The 18,742-nt window shown below is 63.2% G+C and carries 22 protein-coding genes; 11 read left to right on the top strand and 11 right to left on the bottom strand.

Annotation, left to right across the window (positions count from 1 at the left end; genetic code table 11):
• Positions 1-56: 56 nt before the first annotated feature.
• Together DKB74_RS11780 and glmM are read right to left on the bottom strand one after the other, a co-directional pair.
• Positions 57-281, bottom strand: a complete 225-nt coding sequence (locus DKB74_RS11780) for a DUF1272 domain-containing protein (RefSeq protein WP_109808372.1) — start codon at positions 279-281, stop codon at positions 57-59.
• Between the two features lie 341 nt (positions 282-622).
• A complete protein-coding gene (gene glmM / locus DKB74_RS11775) occupies positions 623-1,966 on the bottom strand; it encodes a phosphoglucosamine mutase (protein ID WP_109808371.1) in 1,344 nt (447 codons plus the stop codon).
• Between the two features lie 71 nt (positions 1,967-2,037).
• Here glmM and DKB74_RS11770 point away from each other — a divergent pair, with 71 nt between their 5' ends.
• Both DKB74_RS11770 and DKB74_RS18610 read left to right on the top strand, forming a co-directional pair.
• Positions 2,038-3,303: a dicarboxylate/amino acid:cation symporter gene (locus DKB74_RS11770; RefSeq protein WP_109808370.1), complete on the top strand. Its 1,266-nt coding sequence runs from the start codon at positions 2,038-2,040 to the stop codon at positions 3,301-3,303.
• Positions 3,304-3,366: 63 nt separating this feature from the next.
• Entirely contained in the window at positions 3,367-3,720 is a 354-nt protein-coding gene (locus DKB74_RS18610; RefSeq protein WP_145960967.1) for a hypothetical protein, read from the top strand.
• A 59-nt stretch (positions 3,721-3,779) separates the two neighbouring features.
• On the opposite strand, the gene DKB74_RS11760 is transcribed toward DKB74_RS18610, so the two are convergent.
• From DKB74_RS11760 to gorA, 3 genes are all read right to left on the bottom strand, one after another.
• Complete coding sequence (locus DKB74_RS11760) at positions 3,780-4,172, bottom strand: energy transducer TonB (protein ID WP_145960966.1); 393 nt, start codon at positions 4,170-4,172, stop codon at positions 3,780-3,782.
• 79 nt (positions 4,173-4,251) lie between these two features.
• A complete protein-coding gene (locus DKB74_RS11755; RefSeq protein ID WP_109808367.1) occupies positions 4,252-4,563 on the bottom strand; it encodes an energy transducer TonB in 312 nt (103 codons plus the stop codon).
• Between the two features lie 18 nt (positions 4,564-4,581).
• The gene (gorA, locus tag DKB74_RS11750; protein WP_109808366.1) at positions 4,582-5,928 is read right to left on the bottom strand and encodes a glutathione-disulfide reductase; all 1,347 of its coding nucleotides are present in this window, start codon (positions 5,926-5,928) and stop codon (positions 4,582-4,584) included.
• A 703-nt stretch (positions 5,929-6,631) separates the two neighbouring features.
• Between gorA and DKB74_RS11745 the strand changes: the two genes are divergently transcribed.
• Positions 6,632-7,279, top strand: coding sequence for a hypothetical protein (locus DKB74_RS11745; protein WP_145960965.1), 648 nt, complete (start codon positions 6,632-6,634; stop codon positions 7,277-7,279).
• A gap of 16 nt (positions 7,280-7,295) precedes the next feature.
• Here DKB74_RS11745 and DKB74_RS11740 read toward each other — a convergent pair whose 3' ends face one another.
• Positions 7,296-7,607, bottom strand: coding sequence for a zinc ribbon domain-containing protein YjdM (locus DKB74_RS11740; protein ID WP_109808364.1), 312 nt, complete (start codon positions 7,605-7,607; stop codon positions 7,296-7,298).
• A gap of 122 nt (positions 7,608-7,729) precedes the next feature.
• Entirely contained in the window at positions 7,730-9,226 is a 1,497-nt protein-coding gene (pgi, locus tag DKB74_RS11735; protein WP_109808363.1) for a glucose-6-phosphate isomerase, read from the bottom strand.
• Between the two features lie 102 nt (positions 9,227-9,328).
• Between pgi and lepB the strand changes: the two genes are divergently transcribed.
• The 8 genes from lepB (at position 9,329) to pdeM (ending at position 15,932) form a co-directional block, all read left to right on the top strand.
• A complete protein-coding gene (gene lepB / locus DKB74_RS11730; protein WP_109808792.1) occupies positions 9,329-10,159 on the top strand; it encodes a signal peptidase I in 831 nt (276 codons plus the stop codon).
• A complete protein-coding gene (gene rnc / locus DKB74_RS11725) occupies positions 10,114-10,824 on the top strand; it encodes a ribonuclease III (protein ID WP_109808362.1) in 711 nt (236 codons plus the stop codon). Before lepB ends, rnc begins: the two co-directional genes overlap by 46 nt.
• Before the next feature lie 134 nt (positions 10,825-10,958).
• Positions 10,959-11,267, top strand: a complete 309-nt coding sequence (locus tag DKB74_RS11720; protein ID WP_109808361.1) for a GIY-YIG nuclease family protein — start codon at positions 10,959-10,961, stop codon at positions 11,265-11,267.
• A gap of 86 nt (positions 11,268-11,353) precedes the next feature.
• Positions 11,354-12,253, top strand: a complete 900-nt coding sequence (era, locus tag DKB74_RS11715) for a GTPase Era (protein WP_109808791.1) — start codon at positions 11,354-11,356, stop codon at positions 12,251-12,253.
• On the top strand, positions 12,250-13,242 hold the full coding sequence (locus DKB74_RS11710; protein ID WP_109808360.1) for a nitrilase-related carbon-nitrogen hydrolase: 993 nt from the start codon (positions 12,250-12,252) through the stop codon (positions 13,240-13,242). The genes era and DKB74_RS11710 overlap by 4 nt, the downstream gene beginning before the upstream one ends.
• Before the next feature lie 58 nt (positions 13,243-13,300).
• The gene (locus DKB74_RS11705) at positions 13,301-14,719 is read left to right on the top strand and encodes a M20/M25/M40 family metallo-hydrolase (RefSeq protein WP_109808359.1); all 1,419 of its coding nucleotides are present in this window, start codon (positions 13,301-13,303) and stop codon (positions 14,717-14,719) included.
• Positions 14,720-14,791: 72 nt separating this feature from the next.
• Positions 14,792-15,238: an NUDIX hydrolase gene (locus DKB74_RS11700; protein ID WP_145960964.1), complete on the top strand. Its 447-nt coding sequence runs from the start codon at positions 14,792-14,794 to the stop codon at positions 15,236-15,238.
• A gap of 31 nt (positions 15,239-15,269) precedes the next feature.
• The gene (gene pdeM / locus DKB74_RS11695) at positions 15,270-15,932 is read left to right on the top strand and encodes a ligase-associated DNA damage response endonuclease PdeM (RefSeq protein ID WP_109808357.1); all 663 of its coding nucleotides are present in this window, start codon (positions 15,270-15,272) and stop codon (positions 15,930-15,932) included.
• A gap of 22 nt (positions 15,933-15,954) precedes the next feature.
• Here the strand turns inward: pdeM and DKB74_RS11690 are convergent, their stop codons facing one another.
• The 4 genes from DKB74_RS11690 to fdxA form a co-directional block, all read right to left on the bottom strand.
• Positions 15,955-16,656 (bottom strand): GIN domain-containing protein, encoded by a 702-nt coding sequence (locus DKB74_RS11690; protein ID WP_109808356.1) that lies wholly within the window; start codon positions 16,654-16,656, stop codon positions 15,955-15,957.
• A 43-nt stretch (positions 16,657-16,699) separates the two neighbouring features.
• Positions 16,700-17,416: a head GIN domain-containing protein gene (locus DKB74_RS11685; RefSeq protein ID WP_109808355.1), complete on the bottom strand. Its 717-nt coding sequence runs from the start codon at positions 17,414-17,416 to the stop codon at positions 16,700-16,702.
• A 119-nt stretch (positions 17,417-17,535) separates the two neighbouring features.
• Complete coding sequence (locus DKB74_RS11680; RefSeq protein ID WP_109808354.1) at positions 17,536-18,075, bottom strand: CarD family transcriptional regulator; 540 nt, start codon at positions 18,073-18,075, stop codon at positions 17,536-17,538.
• Positions 18,076-18,372: 297 nt separating this feature from the next.
• On the bottom strand, positions 18,373-18,714 hold the full coding sequence (gene fdxA, locus DKB74_RS11675) for a ferredoxin FdxA (RefSeq protein ID WP_109808353.1): 342 nt from the start codon (positions 18,712-18,714) through the stop codon (positions 18,373-18,375).
• Positions 18,715-18,742 lie beyond the last annotated feature (28 nt).

The following is an 18,742-nucleotide window of genomic DNA, read 5'->3' as shown; positions in this document are numbered from 1 at the left end:
CGGTTCAACGACCTGCTGCACCGGCGGCCCGCCTGCGCGAGGCGAGCGGGGGACGATCAGCCAGGAAAATACCGCTTCGTACCCGCCGGATTGGCTTTCAATCGCTCCCCCGTCCGCGTCGGCCGGTCGGTAAGTTCACCACCGCAATTGGGGCAGCGCTCGTCCAGCGAGTCCGCGCATTCGGCACAGAAAGTACATTCGAACGAACAGATGAACGCGCCATGCGCATTGGCGGGCAAATCGCTGCCGCAGCGTTCGCAGTCGGGGCGCATTTCAAGCATCTGCAGAGATTGTAGCGAGCGCGAACCTCATGACAAAGACTCAATTTGATTTGATGTGCCCGATCAGCATCAGGGACGTCATTACTAAATAAAATATCTTGCGCTCACCACAGGCTATTTATTATTGCTAAGATAGAGAGGAGATAAGCACGATGTCTGTAAAGCACACTCCCACCGGGGAAGTACACCAAGGCTCCAAAGGCGGAACTACCGGATGTGGATTTAACACTAATGTCAACCCAAGCCATTGGGTGAATACGACAGAACGCATCACCTGCGATAAAAACGGCTGTAAGAACTAAGAAATCTTGCGATGCGGCTTAGCAAATGGCCGTAGCCAGCTAAGCCGCCACCGCACGCACGGCGTCGCACACGCGGTCGACCACGCGCTCGACTTCGCCGCGATCATCGCCTTCGGCCATGACGCGGATCACCGGTTCGGTGCCCGATTTGCGGATGAGCAGGCGGCCCTTGCCTTCCAGATCGGCTTCGACTTCGGCAATCGCTTCCTGCACGCTGACATCGTCGAGCGGAGTGAAGCCGGCGGCGAAGCGGACATTCTTCAGGATTTGCGGCAGCGGATCGAACTGGTGGAGCACGTCGCTGGCGGGTTTCCCCGCGCGGGCGATTTCGGCCAGCACCTGCAGCGCCGCGACCAGCCCGTCGCCGGTCGTGGCATAGTCCGACAGGATGATGTGCCCCGATTGTTCGCCCCCGACATTGAACCCGTCGGCGCGCATCCGTTCGAGGACATAGCGGTCGCCGACACTCGTCCGCTCCAGCCCCAGCCCCTGCGCCGACAAATGCCGCTCTAGGCCCAGGTTCGACATCACCGTCGCGACCAGCCCGCCGCCTTTCAGCAGCCCGCGCCGCGCCCAGCCACAGGCGATGGTCGCCATCAGCTGGTCGCCATCGACCACGCGCCCCTTTTCATCGACCACGATCAGCCGGTCGGCGTCGCCATCCAACGCGATGCCGATCGCGGCGCCTTCGGCCACCACGGTTTCGCAGAGCTTGTCGGGCGCAGTCGAACCCACCCCGTCATTGATGTTGAGCCCGTTGGGCGTCACGCCGATCGCGACGACTTCGGCGCCCAGTTCCCACAAGGCCGACGGCGCGACATGGTACGCGGCGCCGTTCGCGCAATCGACGACGATTTTCATCCCGTCGAGGCTGAGATCGGTCGGAAAGGTCGATTTGGCAAAGTGGATATAGCGGCCACGCGCATCTTCGACCCGGCGGGCGCGGCCGATTTCGGCCGACGGGGCGAGCTGCGGCTCGGCCTCGATCAGCGTTTCGATCGCCAGTTCATCGGCATCGGACAGCTTGTAGCCATCGGGCCCGAACAGCTTGATGCCATTATCGGCGAAGGGATTGTGGCTGGCCGAAATCATCACGCCCAGATCGGCACGCATCGATGTCGTCAGCATCGCGACAGCGGGGGTCGGCATCGGGCCGACCAGCACCACGTCCATGCCGACCGCGGTAAAGCCGGCGACCATCGCATTTTCGAGCATATAGCCCGACAGCCGCGTATCCTTGCCGATCACCACCCGGTGACGGTGATCGCCGCGCCGGAAATGCGCACCGGCGGCCATGCCGACCTTCATCGCCATTTCGGCGGTCATCGGAAAGATGTTGGTCGCGCCCCGGATTCCGTCGGTGCCGAAATATTTTCTTGCCATTACCTCTGCGCTCACGCCCTATCGGGATTGCCTTTCATGCCTGATAGCGGGCAATCCTTACCAGAGCGAGCATGTCCCAAACCACCCGCATCCTTCTGTCGCTGATCGGCGGTCTTGTCATCGGCATCGTCTGGGCCGCGCAATCGCCGGAAGGGGCGCTGGCCGCAACCGCCTATGCCCAGCCGATCGGGACGGCGTGGCTCAATGCGTTGCGCATGACGATCGTGCCGCTGGTCGTATCGCTGCTGGTCGTCGGCATCGCCGCGACGGCGGAGGCCGCGCGGGCGAGCAGGCTGGCGACGCGGGCGATCATCCTGTTCCTTATCCTGCTGTGGGTTTCCGCAATCCTGGGCGCGCTGCTGACGCCGCTGTTCCTCAATCTCTGGGCGCTGCCGCAAAGCGCGACCGAAGCGCTGCGCGAAAGCTTTGCCGGAGCGCAGGTGCCAGGCGAAGTGCCGCCCTTCTCCGAATTCCTCGCGGCGATGATCCCGACCAATCCGATCGCGGCGGCGGTGAACGATGCGTTCCTGCCGATGATCCTGTTCACCACCGTCTTCGCCTTTGCCGTCACGCGCCTTCCGGAAGAGCCGCGCGAAACGCTGGTCGCTTTTTTCCGCGCGATATCGGACGCGATGCTGGTGATGATCCACTGGGTCCTGTGGCTCGCGCCGATCGGCGTGCTGGCGCTGTCGTTCGTGGTCGGCGCGCGCGCCGGCACGGCGGCGCTGGGCGCGCTGGTCCATTATGTGCTGATTGTCGCGGCGGTGGGCGGCGTGCTGTTGCTGCTCGCCTATCCGCTGGCAGTATTCGGCGGCAAAGTGAGCCTTGGCCGCTTCGCGCGCGCGGTCGCCCCGTCTCAGGCGGTGGCGGTCAGCACGCAAAGCTCGCTCGCGTCGCTGCCCGCCATGCTCGAAGGGTCCGAACGGCTCGGTATTCCGGTGGCGACATCGGGCGTCACGCTGCCGCTCGCAGTCGCGATCTTCCGCGTGACCGGGCCGTGCATGAACGTCGCGGTCGCCATCTATGTCGCGCATGTGTTCGGCATGGAGCTCACCATGACGCAGCTGGCGGCGGGCGTCGCGGCGGCGGCGATCACGACGCTGGGCGCCGTCAGCCTGCCCGGCGCGATCAGCTTCATCAGCTCGATCGCCCCGATCGCCATCGCGATGGGTGTCCCGGTCGAACCGCTCGCGCTGCTCGTCGCAGTCGAAACGCTGCCCGATATCATGCGGACGGTGGCCAATGTGACGATGGACGTTTCGACCAACGCCGTCCTGGCCGCACGATCGGGCGCAGGCGGAGAGCGCACCGAAGCCGACGACTTGCTGAGCGGTTAAGGCTTGTCAATTTTTGCGCTTATTAGCCGCAATATTGCCGGATTAGCGCATCATCTTCTTTGAATGCTTGCTTCCGCCGCGCTTTCCCTGATCGCCTTCTTTGGCCCGCAGACCAACGACGTTGTCAAATTCCACGACGCGTTTGTTCTTTCGGTCCACCCGATCGAAGTCGAATGCGGCATAATTCACAGCTGGGGCGCTATCGATATCGTTCGCGATGGCAAGGGTCATATCATTTACGTTGCTTGCGCCACCTTGGAGACATTGCCTGCACTGGGCGCGCATTGCGATATCGATACACATTGGTCCAGGCTGGACGACGACGCCGTTCTGCCAGCCTATCTCGTCGATAGTCTCAAGCCAGTCGAAGGATATATTCTCGACGCGGTCCGCTGCGACCCACCGACTATTTCATAAGCACCAGTTCCTCGGCCATGCTGGGGTGCAGCGCGACAGCTGATACGCGGACGGGCGCCTCAATAGGGCGAGATACAGATCACCGTAGCCGGACACCGCCGCACGTCGCCGAGCGTCCACACAATCTGTTGTTGCAAGTTAGCCGCCACAGGTTCGTCAGCCGCGTCTCGAGCCGGCTCATAGCGCATTCGGCTGGTCCAAATCCGACAGCCCTGATCGTCCAGCAGCGCGTCGCCGGTCGATTGAAGCGTTTGGCAGTCAGTCGCGCGCCCGTCCGTATCTACGGTGAAACCCAACACCAGCACGCCTTGCGCATGACGGCGTACTGCCGCACGCGGATAATCCTGCGAGTTGAGCCATCCGCTTTTCAGTCGCGGCTCAGTCTGCGCAGAGGCAGGCAAAACGCTGAGCCATCCAACGATTGCCGCGCCAGTCACTGCGATCCACTTCATGGTACCGCCTCTCAATACAACTTCATGACGATACGCCAACGCAGCCGTCCGCGCCACCTGCGTCACTCCGGCGACGCGGTTATTTCGGGGAATCCTGCGTCCAGTCGACGGTCCGGACGATCACTTGTTCGACGCGCACGCCTTGCGCGTCCCGCACCGGACGAAATCGCATCCGTTGCATCATCAGATCGCATGTCGTGGCGTCGAGTTGCGCGCTTCCGCTCGTTTCGATCACGTCGCATTGCCTCGGCCGACCGCTGCGATCCGTCGTCAGTCGCACGACCGTCTGCCGCGTCGCTGAGGCGTGATCCTGCGCGAAAGCGGGCGGCGCGAGGAGCGCGGTAGCAGCCAGACCGGCCAGCCCCAATATTATCGATCCACTCCTCGCCATCCGGTCATCCTGACAGATTTACTTCATCAGCACCAGTTCCTCGGCCATGCTGGGGTGCAACGCGACGGTGTCGTCAAACGCCTGTTTGGTAAGGCCCGCCTTCACCGCCACCGCTGCCGCCTGCAGGATTTCCGGCGCATCGGGGCCGATCATGTGCAGCCCGATCACCTTGCCGGTCTCGGCATCGCAGATCATCTTGTACAGCGCGCGCTCGTTGCGATCGGCCAGGACGTTCTTCATCGCGCGAAAATCGGACGTATAGACCTTGATCGATCCGAACTTCATCCGCGCCTGTCCTTCGGTCAGACCGACGCCCGCCATCGGCGGATGGCTGAACACGGCAGAGGGGACGCTGTCATAATCCACCGTGCGCGGCGTATCGCCGAACACGGTATCGGCAAATGCCTGTCCCTCGCGGATCGCCACCGGGGTAAGCTGCATCCGATTGGTGACGTCGCCGACGGCATAGATGCTGTCGATGTTGGACTTGCTGTATGCGTCGACTTTCACCGCGCCCTTTTCGTCCAGTTCGACACCGACATCGGACAAGCCGAGCCCATCGGTATTGGGCACGCGGCCGGTGGCGAACATGACGCAATCGACATCGATCGGTTCGTGCTCGGTCATTTCGACCTTCAGGCTGCCATCCGCATTTTTGGTGATGCCGCGGAATTCGGCGTGGAAGCGGAAATCGATCCCCTTGGTCATCGAAATCTGGAGCAGCCGGTCACGGATCGATTCGTCATAGCCGCGCAGGATCACGTCGCTGCGGTTGATCAGCGTCACCTTGGTGCCCAGTTCGTTGAAGATGCCGGCAAATTCATTGGCGATATAGCCGGCGCCCGCGATCAGCACGCGCTTGGGAAGCGCCTCCAGATGGAACACTTCGTTCGACGTGATGCCCAGCTCATGCCCGGGGCAGGACGGCACATGCGGCCGCGCACCGGTGGCGATCAGGATCCTGCCCGCGCTGATCGTCCGCCCGCTGGCCAGCGTCACTTCGTTCGGACCCGAAACCGTCGCGCGCTCAAGGATCACTTCGACGTCATGGCTTTCCAGCGTGTGGGTATAGGCCTTGTTCAGACGATCGACATCGGCGAGCACATTGTCGCGCAGCACCGGCCATTCGAAATCGCAATCGGGCACGTTCCAGCCAAAGCGGCGCGCATCCTTCAGATCCTCGGCGAAATGCGCGCCATAGATCAGCAGCTTCTTGGGAACGCAGCCGCGAATGACACAGGTCCCGCCGACGCGATATTCCTCGGCAATCGCCACTTTCGCGCCATGCGCGGCGGAAACCCGCGCGGCGCGAACGCCGCCGGAGCCGGCACCGATGACGAACAGGTCATAATCATAGTCGGACATCGGCAGCGCACTCCAGATCGGAACCGTTGGCCATGATCCTGTCGAAGGGCTGCTCTTCTTTCAGCGTCGCGGAGAAGAGAAGAACAGGGCTTCGACGGACTCAGCCCAAACGGCGGGAAGGTTCGGCTGGGGAGATAGGCACCCCCACCGCCGCTGCCAACCGCCCGCGGTACTGCGAGGCCGTTCGGAGGGAGGCGTTGCTCAGCAGATAACGGGTTCGGCATTGGGCCGGAAGTCGAAGCGCGCACGGGCAGTGGCCAAGGCGCCCCGGTCTTTGCGATCCGGGCTCCCAGCTTAGGTCGTGAACCCATAAACGGCGCCGTCGAGGTTTGAGGCAAAATGGCTCAGCTCAAGGAGGCAGGGCGCAGGAATATGGCGATATTTCAAGCTCTGCCGACGCAGCGCTGGGCCATTTTGGCCAAATCCCTTCGGGACGCCGGAATGGCTTCCATCTCGGCCCAAAACGGCCTTGGAAGGGCGCCCAGCCCTCCCGGCGGCCCCTTTGACCCGATATGTTCGCCATTCCGGCGCCTCGGCGGTGCCGTTTATGGGTTCACGACCTAGTCAATTAAGGATTCTGTCCCTGGAATTTCCTGCCAAACTGCCTGTTTAAAATCCAGAATGCTTCAAACGCTAAATCTCTACTGGCAAGAGGTTTAGGCGGTGGGTAGAATAGCGGCCATTTCAGGCAGTGGAGGGGGCCATGAAGGTATTGCAACTGTTCTCAGCGGTCACGATGAGTTTGGTGACCGTCGCGTGTGCTACCCCCCCGCCGATATCGCTGGCGTTTGGTCCCCAGTCGAACACTGCGCTGCTTGTGAGCGCGAGCCCACGCACAGCTATGGCGACAACGATCGAACTACGCCGGGTGAACATGGAGACGCTTCAGTTCGAAGATGAGATTGTGTCCGTCGAGAACGCCGGCATCGGCGGCAATCAGATTAACCGTCAGTCCAATATTTGGCTAAGTCTGAAAGAAATTGATGGCGGCGACTACGCGCTGGTCTCGTTGGCTACCAACACCTTCACCGGCTACTCCTCCGGACAAGCTTGGCGTTGCCTCTACTCTGGGGCACCCGTATTCAAACTTCCATCCGGGCAGATTTCGATAGTTCAGCTAGGCGCTTACTGGGGCGGATCGCCCACAGGCCTCAGCGCGCGGAACGACGAGGAGTCGGTATTAACTCAGGAGTTCGAGAGCGCGCGTGCGAGGTATCCTCGTATAGCAGGCCAAGCCGTCGTCGTCGCGCCGCACGCGATAATACGTTGGGAGGAACGGCGCGGCATTCGCCTGACTCGCAATTGCAGCGAACCATCTAGTTTCGAAGTTTTGGCCCGAAAACACGAGTAAGCCTAACAGGTAACGCTCACCGCTTGCGCACGAACTCCGCGCGCAGGACGAGGCCCTTGATCCCGTCGAACTTGCAGTCGATTTCCTGGCTGTCGCCGGTCAGGCGGATCGATTTGATCAGCGTGCCGCGCTTGAGCGTCTGGCCCGCGCCCTTGACGTCGAGATCCTTGATCAGAGTCACCTGATCGCCGTCCTGCAGGATGTTGCCGACCGCATCGCGCACTTCAACGGAGTCGCCGGCATCGGCGGCTTCCGCCTTGGCCGCCGCTTCGGAGGCGGGAATCCATTCGCCGCTCGCTTCGTCATAGACATATTCTTCGTCGGACACGCTATTCCTCCATTCGTCCCGAGCGAAGTCGAGGGACGGGCTTTGCTTCATTCAAAAACGTGTCTCGACTTTGCTCGACACGAACGGGTTTGCTTTAGACCAGACCCACTTCAGGCGCCGCGTCAGGCGCCCAGCGCGCGCGCCAGCAGATCGTTGGTCGATGCGTCGAAATCGAGGTCGCCGGCATCGGCCGCCCTGGCCATTTCCTTGCCCAGCTCCACGCCGAACTGGTCGAACGCATTGATCCCGAGCAACACCGCATTCACGAAGGTGCGATGTTCGTAAAATGCGATCAGCGCACCCAGCGTGCGCGGATCGAGCGTGTCGAGCAGCAATGTCGAGGACGGCCGATCGCCCGGATAGGCACGCGCGGGATCGTCATGCCCCTTGCCCTTCATCAGCGCAGCACCCTGCGCCAGCATGTTGAGCAACAGCTGGCGGTGATGCGCTTCGTTGAGAATATCCTCGGGCTCGACCACGCCCAGAAATTCGACCGGGACCAGATGCGTGCCCTGATGGAGCAGCTGGAACACCGCATGCTGCGCATCGGTGCCCACGCCGCCCCAGGTGATCGGCGCGGTCGGCCAGCTGACCGGCTCGCCTTCCACCGTCACCCGCTTGCCGTTCGATTCCATTTCAAGCTGCTGGAGATAGCTGGGCAACAGCCGCAGCCGCTCGTCATAAGCAAAGACGCCGCGCGTTTCGCAGCCACGAACCTGCGTATAATAGAGGTCGGCAAAGGCGGCCATGACCGGCGCATTCTGGCGCAGCGGCGTCAGGCGGAAATGCCGGTCCATTTCGGCGGCGCCTTCAAGCAGTTCCTCGAACGCGTCCCAGCCAAGGCCCAGCGCGGCGGGAAAGCCGATCGACGACCACAGCGAATAGCGCCCGCCGACGCTTTCGCTGAACGGCAGCACGCGGGTTTCATCGATCCCCCATGCCACTGCCTTGTCGGGCGAAGCGGTCAGCGCGACGCACTGGCCATAGGGATCGGCAACGCCGCCTTCGGCCATCCACGCAATCGCGCTTTCGGCATTGAGCATGGTTTCGGTGGTGGTGAAGGTTTTCGATGCAATCGCGAGCAACGTCGCCTTGGGGTCGAAATCCCGAACCGCTTCCTCGAGCGCGAGCCCATCGACATTGGAAACGATCGCGACGTCATAGCGATCGGCATCGCGGCCCAGCGCATCGACCAGCAGATCCGGCCCCAGCGCCGATCCGCCGATGCCGACATGCAGGATGTGGCGGACCGGCCCGAGCGCCTCGGCCTCGATCGCGTCGATCAACGCACGCATCCGGGCATGGAAGCCGCGCGCCTGCGCCACGCTTTCCGGCGCGCCTTCCCCGCGCTGTGCGCTATGTTCGACCGCGCGGCCTTCGGTGACGTTGATCGCTTCGCCGCCGAACAGCGCGTCACGCTTGCCGGTCAGGTCCATCGTGTCGGCCAGCGCGACGAACGTCTCCACCGCATCGCGCGACAGATGCGTCTTCGACCAGTCGAAATGAATGCCGACGACATCGGCAGTAAGGAACGCCAGTCGGTCCGGATCGCCCGCGAACAGATCGGCAAGCGGTGTTTGCGGCAATTTCCTGACGGCGGACCAGTCGGGTGTCGGCATGGGGTTCTCCTGTCTGCGCCTTGCTCCTACCGTCCCATATCCGGCGGGGCCAGTCCCAACCGAGCGCTTGACGCCATGCGCCAGTCGCAGCAGAGCAAGCGCATGGATACCGCTTCGACCGCCGAATCGACCGAAACGGTCGAAACCAAGCCCAAGAACGAATGGCTCGACCTGGGCAAGTTCCTGATCAAACTGGTGCTGATCGTCTTCGTGATCCGCAGCTTCATCTTCTCGCCGTTCAGCATCCCGAGCGAATCGATGATGCCGCGCCTGCTGATCGGCGACTATCTGTTCATCACCAAATGGAATTACGGCTATTCGCGGCATTCGCTGCCGTGGAGCCTGCCGTTGTTGCCCAATATGCACTGGAGCGATCCGGCGCGCGGCGACGTGGTGGTGTTCAAGGCACCCGGTCATGGCGACGAAGACTGGATCAAGCGCGTCATCGGCCTGCCCGGCGACACGATTCAGATGCGCGGCGGCCAGTTGATCCTCAACGGAACGCCGGTCCCCAAGGAAAAGGTCGCCGATTTCGTGCTGCCCTTCACCGGCAATTACGATGCGAACAATTGCCCGCCGGGCCATGAGGAAGTGGGCGCGGACGGGCATCCGGTCTGTCGCATCGCAAAATTCCGCGAAACATTGCCCAATGGCAAAAGCTATGAAGTGCTCGACATCGACACGCGTCCGGCCGACGACACGATCCTCTACACCGTCCCTGCCGGCCATGTGTTCATGATGGGCGACAATCGCGACAACAGCGCGGACAGCCGCTTCACCCAGGCCGAAAACGGCATCAGTTTCGTCCCGATGGAAAATCTGGAGGGCAAGGCCGTCTTCACCTTCTGGTCGACCGATGGCGATGCCAATTGGTTCCTGCCCTGGACATGGTTCACTGCGGCGCGCTGGAACCGCATGGGCGAGGGCTTTTGAAACCCGATCTCGGGGGGTGGATCGCTGAAGTTTTCGGAAGTGCGCCGGACGATCTGGCGCCGTTCGAACGCGCGCTGACGCATGGCAGCCAGGCCGCCGACAATTACGAACGGCTGGAGTTTCTGGGCGATCGGGTGCTGGGCCTGATCGTCGCCGAATGGCTGTTCGAACGGTTTCCCGGCGAACCCGAAGGATCGCTGTCGCGGCGGCTCAACGCGCTGGTGACCGGCGCGGTCTGCGCCGATGTCGCGCGCGATCTGGGCGTGGTCACGCACCTCCGCCTCGGCAAGCAGGCGCGCGAGGATGGCGCGGCGCAGAGCGACAATGTGCTGGGCGATGTGATGGAGGCGCTGATCGGCGCCTGGTATCTCGCCAACGGGCTCGATGCCGCGCGCGATTTCGTCCGCTCGGCATGGGGCAGCCGCATCGACAAACAACGTTCAGCGCCCAAACACCCCAAATCCGCGCTTCAGGAATGGGCAGCAGCACATAATCGCCGCCCGCCCGAATATGTGATCATCGACCGCTCGGGCCCGAACCACGCACCGCGTTTCACGGTACGCGTGAGTATCGGCAAGCTCGCCGAAGCCGAAGGTATCGGCACCAACAAATCGAGCGCAGAGACCGAGGCCGCAAAGGCGCTGCTGGAAAAGCTGGCGGGATAGCCGCAAGCACCGCATCTGCGGCAAGTCGCCCTTCGACAAGCTCAGGGCGAACGGTTTCTCTGGAATGTGCTTTGCGTCTTACCGGTCGCCCTGAGGGCTGTCGAAGCGCGGCCAACCCCAAACGGAACGCGGGAATGTTCTGGGCCTATATCCTCCGATGCAAGGACGGGAGCTATTACACCGGGCATAGCGATGATCTCGACACGCGCATCGCACAGCACCAGTCCGGGGCTATTCCGGGCCACACGCGCTCACGCCGCCCGGTAACATTGGTCTGGTCGGAAAGCTTCCAAACCCGGATTGAAGCCTTGGAGACGGAAAAGCGCATCAAGGGCTGGAGCCGAGCCAAGAAGGAAGCGCTTATCGGCGGCGATTGGGAACGCCTAAAATCATTGGCAAAATCCCGGGATAAGACTGAACCCCCTTCGACAAGCTCGGGGTGAACGGCGTAAGAGGGCAGCCATTCCCATCCCGTTCGGGCTGAGCCTGTCGAAGCCCGCTTCTGAGAGTATCCAGAACGTTGAACCAGATTCCTGTATCCCAACATTGCGGCCTGATCGCCGTGGTCGGCGCGCCCAATGCGGGCAAGTCGACGCTCGTCAACCATCTGGTCGGCCAGAAGGTCGCGATCACCAGTCCCAAGGCGCAGACCACGCGAACCCGGCTGATGGGGATCGCGATCGAAGGCGACACCCAGTTGCTGCTGGTCGACACCCCCGGCATCTTCAACCCCGAACGCCGGCTCGACCGGGCGATGGTCGCCGCCGCGTGGGAAGGTGCGGAGGGCGCCGATGCGATTGCCTTTGTCGTCGATGGCAAGGGCGGGATCGGGCCGAAGGTTTCCGGAATCGCCGAGCGGCTGGCGCATCGCAAGGAGCCCAAGCTGCTGATCCTCAACAAGGTCGATATTGCCGACAAGCCGCGCCTGCTGGGCCATGCGGCAAAGCTCAACGAACTGATGCCGTTCGACGAAACCTTCTTCGTTTCCGCCACCACCGGCGACGGCGTGGCCGAGCTGAAGACCGCGCTCGCCAGCCGCATGCCCGAAGGGCCCTGGCATTTCCCCGAGGATCAGGTTTCCGACGCCACCGACCGGATGATGGCGGCCGAAGTCACGCGCGAGCAGCTCTATCACCAGCTCCATGCCGAACTGCCCTATGCCAGCGCCGTCGATACCGAGCTGTACAAGGAGCGCGAGGACGGATCGGTCGAAATCCACCAGCAGATCCTGGTCGCGCGCGAAACCCAGCGTGCGATCGTGCTGGGCAAGGGCGGCAGCCGCATCAAGGAAATCGGCGCAAAATCGCGCGCCGAACTCTCGCGTCTCATGGGCGTAAAGGTCCACCTCTATCTTCACGTGAAAGTAAGGCCCGACTGGCAAGAAGATCGTTCCTTTTATCGGGACATCGGATTGGACTGGGTGGAATGAACCACAGGATACGGGCGGCGATCGTGCAGGAAGCACCATTGCCGCTTGCGATTGACGAAGGAATCGAGCGCGCCGTCGGCCTCACCAAGGCGGCGATCGAAACCGGCGCCAACGTGATTGCGTTTGGTGAATGTTTTCTGGGCGGCTATCCGGCGTGGCTGCAACATCTGCCCGGCCCGTCGCTCTGGGATCATCCCGGCACGCGCGAACTGCACAAGCTGTTGCTCGACAAGGCGATCCGGGGGGCCGACCCACGGCTGGAGCAACTGCAATGGGTGGTCGATCTGGCGGGCGTTGCCGTTGCGATCGGCGGGATCGAGCGCGTTCGTTCCAGCCTGTACAACACTCAGTTCCTGCTGCGCCCCAAACAGCCGATACTGCTTCACCGCAAGCTGGTGCCTGCGGCGCCCGAACGCATGGTGTTCGGCGCCGGCGACGGTTCGACGCTGGAAATCCATCAGGCGAGCTGGGGCCGCGTCGGCCAGCTCGTTTCGGACGAGCACTGGATGCCGCTCGCCCGCGCGGCGATGCATCATGCGGGCGAGGACGTACATGTCTCCGCCTGGACCAGCGTGCGCGACATCGATCTGCTCGCCGCATGCCATTATGCCTATGAAGGCAGCGCTTTCGTGCTGGCGGCGGGCAGCGTGCTGACCCGCGATCAGTTGATGCACGGCTTTGCCCGCGCGGGCGGCGAACATTTCCGGGCGGCGCGCGAATTGCTCGACCGCCTGCCCGCTGGCGCGCTCCACACCGGCGGCAGCGCGATCATCGCACCCGATGGCGTGGTCGTCGCCCAGGCCGATGACAGCGCGCAGATCCTGACCGCGAGCCTCGACCTTTCGGAAACCGATCATGGCCTCGCCGCGATGGATATCGACGGCCGCCATGCGCGCCCGGATGTGTTCGAACTGCGCGTCGACCGGCGACAGCGCTCGGGAATCGTCGATATCGACGCCGATGCGGAAGACGAATCGCGCGCGGCATAGGCGGCACCGGCTGAGACCCCGCCTTGCGGGATACCGGCACGGCGCCTAATTTACCGCCATGACTTCATCGCAGGAAACCGCCGCGCTCGACCGAGTCGATGCGCAACTCGACGCCAGTCTCGACCGGCTGTTCGCGCTGATGCGCATCCCGTCGATCTCGACCGATCCGGCGCATAAGGACGATTGCCTTCGCGCTGCGCAGAGTCAGGCGGACGAACTGTCGGAACTGGGTTTTGCCGCGCGCGTCGCGCCGACCCAGGGGCATCCGATGGTGGTCGCGCACCATGATGGACCCGGCCCGCATGTCCTCTTCTATGGCCATTACGACGTCCAGCCTGCCGATCCGCTGGAATTGTGGCGGAACGATCCGTTCAACCCGGTGATCGAGCAACGGGCGGACGGCGCAAAACAGATCGTCGGCCGCGGCGCTTCGGACGACAAGGGCCAGTTGCGTACCTTCATCGAAGCGTTCCGCGCGCTCAAGGAAACCACCGACGCGCTGCCGTGCCGGGTGACGGTGCTGCTCGAAGGCGAAGAGGAATCGGGGTCGGAAAGCCTCGAACCGTTCCTGCGCGCGCATATCGATGAACTGAAGGCCGATTTCGCGCTGATCTGCGACACCGGCGCGTGGGACAGCGAGACGCCGGGCATCACCACCGGGCTGCGCGGCACCGCGGCGGGCGAAGTGACGATCCGCGCCGCCGATCGCGACTTGCATTCGGGGCTGTATGGCGGCCCGGCGCGCAACCCGATTCAGACCCTCACCGAAATCCTGAGCGGACTGAAGGATGCCGATGGCCGCGTGACGCTGCCGGGCTTTTACGACGGCGTGAAGCCGGTCGACCCCGCGCTGCGCAAGGCATGGGATGCGCTCGGCTTCGACGGTGCGGCGTTCCTCAACGAAGTCGATCTGTCGGTGCCCGCCGGCGAGAAGGGCTATGACATCCTCGAACAAAGCTGGGCACGCCCGACCGCCGAGATCAACGGCATATGGGGCGGTTATATCAGCGAAGGATTCAAGACGGTGATCCCGTCGGAGGCGCATGCCAAGGTCTCGTTCCGACTGGTGCCGGGGCAGGACCCGAACAAAGTGTGGGCATCGTTCGAACAGCGCGTGCGCGACAGCCTGCCCGCCGATTGCGAGGCGCGGTTCAAACCGCGCGGCGGTTCGTTCGCCGTCTCGCTGCCGACCGACAGCGCGCCGCTGCGCGCGGCTCAGGGCGCGCTCGACGCCGAATGGGGCAAATCTGCGCTGCTTGCTTCGGGCGGATCGATCCCGGTGGTCAATTCGATCAAGGCGATCCTGGGCATGGATACGGTGATGGTCGGCTTCGCGCTCAACGACGACAATATCCATTCGCCCAACGAGAAATACGACCTGAAGGCATTCCACAAGGGCATCCGTTCCTGGGTCCGGATCCTGCGTGCGCTGGGCGCGGCTAAGGCCGAAACCGGGCAGGCAGTCGCCGCCGAATAGGCCGTGGCGGCTACCCAGCCGCCATGCCTTCGCTTATACTCGCCCACCGGCCACATCGAGGGGGGGGGCGATATGCCGGTCCGTTTGCTTTGCATTGCCATGCCGCTCGCACTGCTATGCGCCTGCTCGGCGGCCGACCCCATCGGCGACACGGCGAATGCCGCAGAGGCTCCGGGCAAGGATAGCCCCGCCCCGGGCGCTGCGGCAGCGGTCGCGGCGGATGCGCCGATCGACCGGTGGATCGTCGGCACCTGGAGCTTCGATGCCTATTGCGGCTCGTCGGACTTCGCAGTCGTCTATGCCGCCGATGGCAGCGTCGACAATGGCGGCCAGCAAGGGCGCTGGACACTGGACGGCGACACGGTGACCGAGACGATCGAACGCGAAATCGATCAGGAAACCGGCACGCTGACCACCTTGTCGGCGCCGATCACGCGCAGCTACACGGTCGAACGGCGCGACGCATCGCATGGCGTGTTGCGTTTCGAAGGGAATGACATCCCGATCCTGCGCTGTTGACGCCATCGTAATCCGCGCCGATAGCAACGTCATGGTTCCCTTTTCGTTCGCCGGCCATGCGTTCGAGGCGCTGCCCGAAGGCGCGCTGTACTGGCCCGCGCGCCGGGCATTGCTGGTCGCCGATCTGCATTTCGAAAAGGCGAGCTGGTTTGCCACCCATGGCCAGATGCTGCCCCCCTATGATTCGCTGGCGACGCTGAAGGGGCTTGAAGAGCTGGTCGATCGCACCGGGGCGCACGAACTCTGGTGCCTGGGCGACAGTTTTCACGACGTCGATGCCGGGGAGCGGCTGACCGGCGCGGCGCGCGCGCTGCTGACGACATTGATCGGGCGGCTGCGCTGGACATGGATCACCGGCAATCACGATCCCGCCGGTGCCGAACGCTGGGGCGCCGAAGTGCTGGAGGAAGCGGATGTCGACGGCATCCTGTTGCGTCACGAAGCCGATCCGCAGGAGCTGCGCCCCGAATTGTCGGGCCATTTCCACCCCAAGCTGCGCCTGACGGTACGCGGGCGACGGCTTTCGCGGCGGTGCTTCGTCACGACGTCGCGCAAGATCGTGCTGCCCGCATTCGGATCGCTGACCGGCGGGCTCGATGCCGGGCACCCGGAAATTCTGCGCGCAGTGGGACGCGATGCCGAAGCGATGATCGCGGTCGAGGGGCGGCTGCTGCGCTTTCCGGTCGCGGCCTGAACCGGCCCTCACGCGGCGGCGATCAGCGCCGTATCGTCTCGCCTTCGCATGTCACCGGGCCGGGGCCGCTGACTTCGCATTTCGCAGCGCCGGTGACCGATACGGTTCCCCCGCCGGTTGCCAGGATACGCGCCGTGTATCGCGCATTCCCGGCAATGCCGCCGACCGATTGCGAGACGATTGAGAGATCGCCCGTCGTCAGCGCGTGGGCGTCGATCGATCCGGCACCGTTGGACAGAAGCCGTGCCGATTGTGCCTCACCACTCGCCGCGATGCGGCCCGTACCGATCAGCGTCGCGCGGAAATCGCGCGCTTCGACCTTGTCGATGGTGATGGCTCCGGCGCCGTTGACATTCGCCTCTACGCGATCACCGTCCATCGCCGCGATCGTCGCGCGCCCGCCGCCATTGACCGAAATCCCGCGCAGATGCGGTGCGACGATAAGGATCTCGGCTGCCTCGGCCGGCGAATTGCGCTCCTGCCAGCCCAGCGTTCCTGCAGTCACGACCAGTGTCGTGCCGGAAAGCCGCACCTCGACCTGCTCCAGCGAATCGCGTTCGCCCACCGCACGCGCCGCGGGCGAGCGGCCCTGCGTCACTGTGACGTGATAGGGACCATCGACGCGGATGCGATCGAAACTGCCGACCATGAAGCTGCGGTCCTGCCCCGGCGCGAACGCCGCGAGCAGGATCAGCAGAGGCAGAAGGGCGAGGCCGCGGATCATTGCCCAGCCATCGCATCCGGGCACCCGACCCGGCAAGTCCGCATTAGCCGCAGCTGACGTCGCCCGATCCGGACTTGTTGACCGTGCAGGTCGCGCCGCCGCCCAGTTCGACGTCACCCGATCCGGAAACCGAAACCGAAGCGTTGCCGTTCACCGTTGCCGTGACGTCGCCCGAGCCGTTCACTGCCACGCTGGCCTGCGACGCGGTCAGCCCTTCGGCATCGATATCGCCCGACCCGCTGATCGAGAGGGTCAGCGACTCGGCGTTCCCCGCCGCTTCGATATCGCCCGATCCGGAAATCGACAAAGATGCCCGTCCGGCCTGAAGCCCCCGGATGTTGAGGTTGCCCGATCCGGAAATGTCGCCGGCGAAATCGCCATCGCCGCGTTCGACGTCCATATCGCCTGATCCGGATACGGATGCGCCGGTGATGCGCGGCATCGTCACCTGGATATGGACATCGTCGTCCGAACCCCATGACCAGCCGCTGTTGCCTTCGCGACCGATGCGCAACGTGCCGTCGACCACTTCGATACGCAGCCGCTCGATCTGCTTCGAATCGCCCTCGGCATGGACCTTGAACTGCTGGCCGATGACGACCGAGACATCATCCGATCCGCGCAGATCGACCTGCGTGAAATCGCTGGCGGCAAAATCGCGCGTGGCGTGCTGGCCGCTGCTGCGCGCATGTTCACCCTGATTTCCTGCAAAGCCGCATGCCGCGAGCGGCAGCGCAGCGAAAAGGATCAGCGGACGCATGGCATTTCTCCCGTTGTTCATGTGTATTGTTCATATAACACACGGCCTATACGTGCAAATGAAAAGGGCGACCCCGAAGGACCGCCCTTTTTCCGTTGGCCGAAAGCCGTGCCGCCCGATCAGGCCGCAGCGTCTTCCTTGACCTTGTTGTGGATCGCCGCCGCCTTGTTCAGGATTTCGAGCAGCTTCTTGAGCGCAGTCGGCTCGTCCACTTCTTCCATCGCGGCGAGTTCGCGCGCGAGGCGGCTGGCAGCCGCTTCGAAGATCTGACGTTCCGAATAGCTCTGTTCGGGCTGATCGTCGGCGCGGAACAGGTCGCGGACCACTTCGGCGATCGACACCAGGTCGCCCGAATTGATCTTCGCTTCATATTCCTGGGCGCGGCGCGACCACATGGTGCGCTTGACCTTGGGCTTGCCCTTGAGCGTGTCGAGCGCTTCCTTGAGCGTCTTGTCCGACGACAGCTTGCGCATGCCCACGCTTTCCGCCTTGTTGGTCGGAACGCGAAGGGTCATCTTTTCCTTTTCAAAGCGCAGCACATAGAGTTCGAGCTGCATGCCCGCAATTTCCTGTTTTTGCAGCTCGATCACACGGCCTACGCCGTGCTTGGGGTAAACGACATAATCGCCGACATCGAAGGACAGCGCCTTGGCAGCCATGTGCGTGTAGCCTTTCCGTGAATTCCGGCCCCAAAGGATTGCGCTTCTCGCGGGCTTCGCCTAGGCGAAGCGGGAAAGGGCGCCGGGGCTCGATTTAATACGACTCCGGAGCGAAGACGATTTTCGCCTTCGACTCTGCTCATTTAACACAGTCGTAATAAAATTACCAGCGTTTCGCGGCAGCGCGGCACGCGAATTATCCGGCCCTGCGCAGCTTTTCACGCACGGGCCGTCGCGAGTGTAACGGTTTGGCACGATCGGCGCGGCGCCTGCGTGGCGCCGACGCCGCAGGCGGCCTCAGTCGCCCTTGCCGGGGTCTGCCGAGAAATATTTCTCGAATTTGCCGTCTTCGCCCTTGTGCTCGTCGGCATCGTCCGGCGTCTGGCCGCTGTTCGACGTGACGTTGGGCCATTGTTCCGAATAGGTCTTGTTGACCTCGAGCCATTTCTCGAGACCGTTTTCGGTGTCGGGCAGGATCGCCTCAGCCGGGCATTCGGGTTCGCACACGCCACAATCGATGCATTCGCTGGGGTTGATGACGAGCATATTCTCGCCCTCATAGAAGCAGTCGACCGGACACACCTCGACGCAATCCATATATTTGCACCGGATACACGCATCGGTGACGACATAGGTCATTGGTCGCAGGCTCCATTCCGCATTGGGT

The sequence above is a fragment of the Stakelama portus genome (assembly GCF_003171655.1).
In the GTDB taxonomy this organism is placed as follows: Bacteria; Pseudomonadota; Alphaproteobacteria; order Sphingomonadales; family Sphingomonadaceae; genus Sphingomonas; species Sphingomonas portus.
This window is presented reverse-complemented; position numbering and strand designations above follow the sequence as displayed.

Excerpts from the sequence above, each read along its gene's own strand:
- gorA (WP_109808366.1), bottom strand. The coding sequence starts at position 5,928 with ATGTCCGACTATGATTATGACCTGTTCGTCATCGGTGCCGGCTCCGGC.
- DKB74_RS11760 (WP_145960966.1), bottom strand. The coding sequence starts at position 4,172 with ATGAAGTGGATCGCAGTGACTGGCGCGGCAATCGTTGGATGGCTCAGC.
- DKB74_RS11680 (WP_109808354.1), bottom strand. The coding sequence starts at position 18,075 with ATGGCTGCCAAGGCGCTGTCCTTCGATGTCGGCGATTATGTCGTTTAC.
- DKB74_RS11770 (WP_109808370.1), top strand. The coding sequence starts at position 2,038 with ATGTCCCAAACCACCCGCATCCTTCTGTCGCTGATCGGCGGTCTTGTC.
- DKB74_RS11755 (WP_109808367.1), bottom strand. The coding sequence starts at position 4,563 with ATGGCGAGGAGTGGATCGATAATATTGGGGCTGGCCGGTCTGGCTGCT.
- fdxA (WP_109808353.1), bottom strand. The coding sequence starts at position 18,714 with ATGACCTATGTCGTCACCGATGCGTGTATCCGGTGCAAATATATGGAT.
- rnc (WP_109808362.1), top strand. The coding sequence starts at position 10,114 with ATGGTTCACTGCGGCGCGCTGGAACCGCATGGGCGAGGGCTTTTGAAA.
- pgi (WP_109808363.1), bottom strand. The coding sequence starts at position 9,226 with ATGCCGACACCCGACTGGTCCGCCGTCAGGAAATTGCCGCAAACACCG.
- DKB74_RS11710 (WP_109808360.1), top strand. The coding sequence starts at position 12,250 with ATGAACCACAGGATACGGGCGGCGATCGTGCAGGAAGCACCATTGCCG.
- DKB74_RS11720 (WP_109808361.1), top strand. The coding sequence starts at position 10,959 with ATGTTCTGGGCCTATATCCTCCGATGCAAGGACGGGAGCTATTACACC.
- DKB74_RS18610 (WP_145960967.1), top strand. The coding sequence starts at position 3,367 with ATGCTTGCTTCCGCCGCGCTTTCCCTGATCGCCTTCTTTGGCCCGCAG.
- DKB74_RS11780 (WP_109808372.1), bottom strand. The coding sequence starts at position 281 with ATGCTTGAAATGCGCCCCGACTGCGAACGCTGCGGCAGCGATTTGCCC.
- DKB74_RS11690 (WP_109808356.1), bottom strand. The coding sequence starts at position 16,656 with ATGATCCGCGGCCTCGCCCTTCTGCCTCTGCTGATCCTGCTCGCGGCG.
- lepB (WP_109808792.1), top strand. The coding sequence starts at position 9,329 with ATGGATACCGCTTCGACCGCCGAATCGACCGAAACGGTCGAAACCAAG.
- DKB74_RS11705 (WP_109808359.1), top strand. The coding sequence starts at position 13,301 with ATGACTTCATCGCAGGAAACCGCCGCGCTCGACCGAGTCGATGCGCAA.
- DKB74_RS11700 (WP_145960964.1), top strand. The coding sequence starts at position 14,792 with ATGCCGGTCCGTTTGCTTTGCATTGCCATGCCGCTCGCACTGCTATGC.
- pdeM (WP_109808357.1), top strand. The coding sequence starts at position 15,270 with ATGGTTCCCTTTTCGTTCGCCGGCCATGCGTTCGAGGCGCTGCCCGAA.
- glmM (WP_109808371.1), bottom strand. The coding sequence starts at position 1,966 with ATGGCAAGAAAATATTTCGGCACCGACGGAATCCGGGGCGCGACCAAC.
- DKB74_RS11685 (WP_109808355.1), bottom strand. The coding sequence starts at position 17,416 with ATGCGTCCGCTGATCCTTTTCGCTGCGCTGCCGCTCGCGGCATGCGGC.
- DKB74_RS11745 (WP_145960965.1), top strand. The coding sequence starts at position 6,632 with ATGAAGGTATTGCAACTGTTCTCAGCGGTCACGATGAGTTTGGTGACC.